This window comes from Antarctobacter heliothermus (genome assembly GCF_900188425.1).
Taxonomy (GTDB): Bacteria; Pseudomonadota; Alphaproteobacteria; order Rhodobacterales; family Rhodobacteraceae; genus Antarctobacter; species Antarctobacter heliothermus.
In genome coordinates this window covers 20,796-27,092 of the sequence record NZ_FZON01000058.1, presented here as the reverse complement: position 1 = coordinate 27,092, position 6,297 = coordinate 20,796, and the positions used below count along the sequence as shown (strand labels likewise).

Here is a 6,297-nt window from a genome sequence, read left to right as displayed (position 1 = left end):
CCTTTCGCAGACCGGACGTGACTCCAAGGCAATCTATTACGCCATTCACGATCTCTGGATCGGCGATGTCCCCCTCGGCACCGAACTGACCTACACCGACATCATGACCATCCAGCAGGGCAGTTCCATCGGTCCCTGCAATGACATCCTCACCTTCTACGGCCTCACCCAGGCCAAGATCGACAGCGTCTTGCCGGACGGGCTGCGCATGGCAAGCTTTGCCAGTGTGATCGCCTCACGCAACCTCATTGAATCCGATCCCGGAGATCACGCCCGGTCTTTGAGCTATACGCGCGACAATGCCGACATCGTAGCGCTGCGGATCGTGCTGCAGCTCGAAGAGCCATACTACTCGGGCAATTTCGACAAACTGGTCAGCTACAGCGCGCCCATGCTGCCGTTGGCCAGTTCCGAGCCGGTCACAAGCGTCTTTTTTCATCTCGACCCGCTCTGGGCCGATCCAGAGATCGATTTTATCGGCATCGACAATTACCTGCCGCTCTCCGATTGGCGTGACGGGTCGGCCCATCTTGATGCCCAGGCGGGCTGGCCGTCGATCTACGATCGCGCCTATCTGCAAGCCAACATCGAAGGTGGCGAGGGCCATGATTGGTTCTATGCCTCGGGTGCCGACCGGACAGGCCAGACCCGCAGCCCCATCGAGGACGGTTTGGGCAAGCCCTGGGTTTTTCGACCCAAGGACCTGAACGCCTGGTGGGCCAATGCGCATTTTGACCGACCCGGTGGGGTGGAAAGCGGATCGCCCACAGCCTGGATCCCGCAGTCCAAACCCATTGTCTTCACCGAATGCGGCTGCCCCGCCATCGACCGGGGCACCAATCAGCCCAACGTCTTCTTCGATCCCAAATCCTCGGAAAGTGCCGCGCCTTATTTCTCGCGCGGTTGGCGCGACGATGCGATCCAGCGGGCGTATTACGAAGCCCTTCTCACCTATTGGGGGGAAGCCGCAAACAACCCCGTGTCCACAATCTACAGCGCACCTATGATCGATCTGCCCGACTGTGCCGCCTGGACCTGGGATGCACGGCCCTATCCGCATTTCCCCGCCCTCACCGAGATCTGGACAGATGGGCCAAACTGGCAGCGCGGGCATTGGCTGATCGGTCGCATAGGCGGCGGGTCGCTAGCCGCCCTTGTCCGGGACCTCTGTCTGCGTGCCGGGCTCCCCGCCGCCTTTGTCGACACGACCGGTCTGACAGGCTCTGTCGAGGGCTACATCCTCACCGCACTGGAATCGCCGCGGGCCTCGATCTCCACGCTGGCGCGGCATTTCGGGTTTGATGCGGTTGAGAGTGAAGGGCAGATCAGGTTCCTCATGCGCGGCCGCGGCGCCGTTGTCAGTCTGACCCATGACGATCTTGTTGCCCCGCGCGAGGGGGACATTCTGGAACTGGTCCGCGCGCAGGAGACCGAGCTGCCCCAGGCGCTGAAATGGCAGGTCACCCGCGCGGACGGCGACTATGACACCGCGCAGGTCGAGGCCCGGCGCATCACCGTCGACTCGACCCGCGTCACCTCCGAGGCCTTCCCCATTGCAGTTCCGCCCGAAGAGGCCGAACGCCGCTGCCAACGCGCCTTGATGGAAGCCTGGACCGCCCGAGAAAGCGCGACCTTCCGGCTGCCGCCCTCGCGGCTGGCCCTTGATCCCGCCGACGTGGTGACGCTGGCGCATGACGGGAGACAGATGCCGCTGCGGCTTGTCTCCATCGCCGATTCAGACGCCCGGGGCATCGAAGCCCTGCGCCAGGATTTGGAAAGCCTCGAAGTTCCACCTGGCGAGGCGAGGCCAACATCCCCGAGCCCAGTCGCGGTGTTCGGCGCCCCGGAGGTGATGTTCCTCGATCTGCCGCAGTTGAGCGAGGATCAGGCTGCACACCGGCCATTTGTGGCAGCTTTTGCGGATCCCTGGCCGGGTGAGATGGCGGTGTTCCGCAGCCCCTCAATGGACAGCTTTGAAGTGCTGACGACATTTGGCAGCTCCGCGCGGATCGGCGCGCTGGTCTCGGATTTCTACGCTGGCCCCACTTCGCGGTTTGATCTCGGCAATGCGCTGGAAGTAGATCTGCTCTCCGGCACGCTGGAGAGCGTCAGCGACCTGACCCTGTTTGGCGGGGCCAATGCACTGGCAGTGGAAACTGCGCCGGGCGTCTGGGAGATCCTGCAGGCAGGCATCACCGAGTTGATCGCACCGGGCCGCTATCGTCTGACCCGCCTTCTGCGCGGACAGCGTGGAACCGAAGGGGCCATGGGGACCCCGGCGCCTGCGGGCGCGCGGGTGGTGGTGCTGGACGAGACGCTGGCCGCGTTGCCGATCGCCGAAGGGGACCTCGGGCTTCCCTGGAATTGGCGCATCGGTCCCGCGACCCACCCGGTCAGCGATGACAGCTATGTCGCGGCGAGTTTCACGCCTGCGGGGGTCGGGCTCCGGCCATTCTCGGTGGCTCATGTGGAGCAGCCATGGCGCAAGCCGCGCGTGCTGGGAGATCTGACCCTTCGTTGGAAACGTCGATCCCGGGCGCTTTCCGCCGACAGTTGGGGCGCGGTGGAGGTGCCCCTGGTCGAAGAGGTCGAGGCCTATGAAGTCGAGATCCTCGATGGCGGGACGGTGAAGCGCACGCTGATCACCGCCACGACCAGTGCCGTCTACACCGCGGCCGACCAGATCACTGATTGGGGCCCACTGCTCGGCCCCGGCGATACGCTGACAATCCGCATCTTCCTGCTCTCCGCTCTGATCGGGCGGGGTGCCGCCCAAATCATCACCCTCAACTTCTGAGAACGCCCATGTCCGACACCACGACCAACCTGCTGCTGCCTTACATTCTGGCGGCGCAGGCCCAGAAGCATGTCACCCATAACGAGGCGCTCCGGATCCTCGACGGGCTTGTGCAGCTCTCCGTTCTCGACCGGGATCTGACCGCGCCGCCCGGTTCACCTGCAGATGGCGACCGTTACATCGTCGCTTCGGGCGCCACCGGCGACTGGTCCGGCTGGGATCTGAACGTGGCACTCTGGACGGATGGCACATGGCTGCGCCTGCCGCCGCGCAGCGGCTGGCGCGCATGGGTCGAGGACGAGGGGCTACTGCTGGTCTGGGACGGTTCAACATGGTCGGACATTCTGCCGTCAGAGTTGCAGAACCTTGACCTGATTGGGATCAACGCCACGGCCGACACGATAAACCGGCTTTCGGTCTCGGCCCCGGCCATTCTGCTCAGCCATGACGGTGCCGGGCATCAGGTGAAGATCAACAAGGCCGCTGCGGGCAATACCGCATCGCTGCTTTACCAGACCGGGTTTTCCGGCCGGGCGGAGATGGGGCTGGCCGGATCGGACGATTTTGCCATCAAGGTCAGTCCTGACGGCAGTGCCTGGTTGGACGCGCTCATTGTCAACCGCACGACTGGCAGTCTTACCGGTGAGGCGGTCCAGTCTGACGCGCTGGACTCGACCACTGGGCGGCTGTTGCGTGTGGGCGCCTTCGGGCTGGGTCTGGACGCAGGGCCAAATGTCGCGGATCTGGATGCGCATGGTCTGGCCGGGTTCTTCTTCGGTTACGGCGGGGCCTCGGTGACGCCGCCGACAGGGGACAACCCGTTTCCCACCCTGAACGGCGCCTACGGGTTGATCTGCGGCAACGGTGTGCTCGGCGATGCCAGCGGCTACCTTTGGCAGATCGCCGTGCAATACGGCACTCTCTCCCCCCAGCTCAAGTTCCGCAACAAGGCCAGCACGACTTGGGATGCCTGGCAGACGGTCGTTGCCACCGACAGCATTCTCGGACCTGTCAGCCAGACCGGAGGTGTGCCGACCGGGGCCGTCATCGAGCGCGGCTCCAACGCCAATGGCGACTATGTACGGTTCGCCGATGGCACGCAGATCTGCACGCGCGCAGACCTGCTCGCAGGCTATATCAATGCGGAGTATTGCGCCGCGAACTGGATTCATCCGGCAGGGTTCGCATCGTCGCCCAATGCCGTCACGCTGACGCTCAACGGCGGCGCATGGGCGACGGACGGCCCGGCCAGCGGTGTTGGACGCGGGGATATGCAACCAGTCGCTGGAAACAACACACCCACGGCGCTTTCAGCCGAGGTCTGGGCCTCTGGCAGCGCGGCATTTGTCTCCGGCGATACGGTCCCTTTGCTGGGCGTCGCTTTTGGCCGCTGGTTCTGAGGAGGTGCTTTCCATGAACATCACTCTGGTGCCGCAGCGCCGGGACACGCCGCTGGTCGCAGTCAAATCCGGCGATGTTCTGGCGCTCAACGGCGAGGCATTCGATTTTGGCCCACTGCAGGAAGGTGACGTCTTGCCAGCGGACGCAATTGCGTCGAACCTCTTCGCCGGGCCGGTGACACGCATCACTGGGATCCTGCAGATCTCTCTTGTCCTGCCCATCGGTGCCGCATGCGGACGTGACGGATGGTGAGATCCTGCTTCCCGCGTTCGACGTTCTGGCGGGTATTTATGAGGAGGACATGTGATGGCCAATATTGATTTCTCAAAGGTGCAGACTAACGAAGCGCGGGCGGTCCGCAAACAGAAAGACGTTCGTGTTGCGTTAAAAGCCGAAGCCAGACGCCGCATCGCAGCGGTCTTTGACGACCGGACCCAGATGAACCTGGTCGGGGCGGCAATCGCAGGAGATCTCTCGCGCGCTGAGATGGCGGTGTTCCGTGCATCAAGACTCTGGAACGCCGAAACGCTCGCGGCGTCGCGTGCCGCGGTCTCGTCCGGTGCCGATCCGGTGTGGCCAGACGCCCCAACCGGACTCGCAGAACTGGTCGCCAGGTTTTGACAGATGCACCGGCCGCAGATCGCACGCCCTGAAGGCGCAGCGGTGCGGGGCCATGTTCTCAACCGCAACCTATCGGGAAAAGCCGAGCCGGAAGAATGGCCTGGAAGCACCGCAGGCCTCGATAGCCCACCGCACATCCGGCCCGCCAGTTCCAGTTAGCTGAGTCAAAAAGCGGTGGATCGAGTCCGATCCATGCCTGAAGTGTACCCCAACCTTTGCGGAAAGTCTTTTCTGGAAAGGGGCAACTTGTTGCACCTGGGCAAGATCGCGGTGTGAACAGGTGACAATTGGATAAACGATCCGCGACATTTCCCTCGCGTCTTTCGGCCGACGGACACCTACTTTGACGGGGCGACGCTGCTCACCACTGGCATGATGCTGGCGCTGCTCGCGGGCATCGCCAGCACGCTCAAGATCTTCCGCGGCGGTCCGTAGCCGCTGTTCTGAATAAATCCACTGCCCATTCGACCCGCCCGCGTGGCGGGTTTTTTTGTTTCTGGAGGACACCATGACCACGACCTTTTACAACCATTGGCGGGACGTGCCTGAGAAAGCCTGGCGCTGGACCAATTTCTCGCCCGCCGAAATTGCCTGCCGCGGCACAGGCAAGCTGCTGATCAACGAGCCCGCGCTCGAAAAGCTGCAGGCGTTGCGCGACCGGCTGGGCAAGCCGCTGATCGTGCGCTCGGCCTATCGCAGCCCGGAGCACAATCGTGCCGTTGGCGGCGCAACCCGCTCGAAGCACATGGACGGCGCGGCCTTCGACATCGCAATGTCGAACCACGACCCGGTGACGTTTGAGGCGGCGGCACGCGCTATAGGCTTCCTGGGTCTTGGGTTCTATCCGCACTCGGGTTTCATCCATGTCGATCTCGGGCCCGCGCGTCAGTGGGGCGAGCGGTTTCCGATCCGGGCGACAGCCTTCGCTGAGGACACGCCGCCCGCGCGCGAGGTGCTGGCCGAAAGCCGCACGATGAAAGGTGGCGGGGCGGCCGGGGTGGCGACACTGGGCGCGGCCGGGGTCGAGGTGGCGCAGGAGGTACTTTCAGAAACGCAATCCGCCGTCCTGCCACTGGTGCCGTACCTTGATACGCTGCGCTGGGTGTTCATCGCCGTGGCACTCTTGGGCATTGCTGCCACGATCTATGCACGCCTCGACGACTGGAAACGGGGGTGGCGATGATCGCTAGCGGTCTAGGAAACCACCTCTTCGATAACCCCCGCATGGAGCGGATGAGCGCCGCCAGTTCTCGCCGCTCGGCGGTGTAGCGGCCATGCTTGTGCGCATTGGCGTTACCGGTCGGTTCGCCGGGAGAGTTTCCCCCGTGCATCCGGCAGCGGCCGTTCGCCATCGCGGGGGACCGAAACGGCGTCACGGCCCGTTCCCTCCCGCCACAGCGTGGGCTCAGGTGCATTGGAAATCTGCTTTGCATAGGGCATCTGAACGATGCGCAGTGGCTGACCCTCCCTCTAAAGAC

Annotated in this window: 5 protein-coding genes; all 5 read left to right on the top strand. The window is 63.8% G+C overall.

Annotated features, from left to right (window positions below; all coding sequences use genetic code 11):
• The coding region (locus CHB90_RS21260; protein ID WP_170941142.1) for a baseplate multidomain protein megatron at window positions 1-2,797 on the top strand (2,797 nt) is incomplete at its 5' end.
• 8 nt (window positions 2,798-2,805) lie between these two features.
• Entirely contained in the window at window positions 2,806-4,197 is a 1,392-nt protein-coding gene (locus CHB90_RS27115) for a DUF2793 domain-containing protein (RefSeq protein ID WP_245823329.1), read from the top strand.
• Window positions 4,198-4,210: 13 nt separating this feature from the next.
• Window positions 4,211-4,450 (top strand): hypothetical protein, encoded by a 240-nt coding sequence (locus tag CHB90_RS21245; protein ID WP_089279824.1) that lies wholly within the window; start codon window positions 4,211-4,213, stop codon window positions 4,448-4,450.
• Between the two features lie 54 nt (window positions 4,451-4,504).
• Window positions 4,505-4,819 (top strand): hypothetical protein, encoded by a 315-nt coding sequence (locus CHB90_RS21240; RefSeq protein WP_089279823.1) that lies wholly within the window; start codon window positions 4,505-4,507, stop codon window positions 4,817-4,819.
• A 508-nt stretch (window positions 4,820-5,327) separates the two neighbouring features.
• Window positions 5,328-6,002 (top strand): YcbK family protein, encoded by a 675-nt coding sequence (locus tag CHB90_RS21235; RefSeq protein WP_089279822.1) that lies wholly within the window; start codon window positions 5,328-5,330, stop codon window positions 6,000-6,002.
• Window positions 6,003-6,297 lie beyond the last annotated feature (295 nt).

Bases quoted from the DNA above. Each gene is read 5' to 3' on its own strand.
- CHB90_RS27115 (WP_245823329.1), top strand. From the start codon at position 2,806: ATGTCCGACACCACGACCAACCTGCTGCTGCCTTACATTCTGGCGGCG.
- CHB90_RS21245 (WP_089279824.1), top strand. From the start codon at position 4,211: ATGAACATCACTCTGGTGCCGCAGCGCCGGGACACGCCGCTGGTCGCA.
- CHB90_RS21240 (WP_089279823.1), top strand. From the start codon at position 4,505: ATGGCCAATATTGATTTCTCAAAGGTGCAGACTAACGAAGCGCGGGCG.
- CHB90_RS21235 (WP_089279822.1), top strand. From the start codon at position 5,328: ATGACCACGACCTTTTACAACCATTGGCGGGACGTGCCTGAGAAAGCC.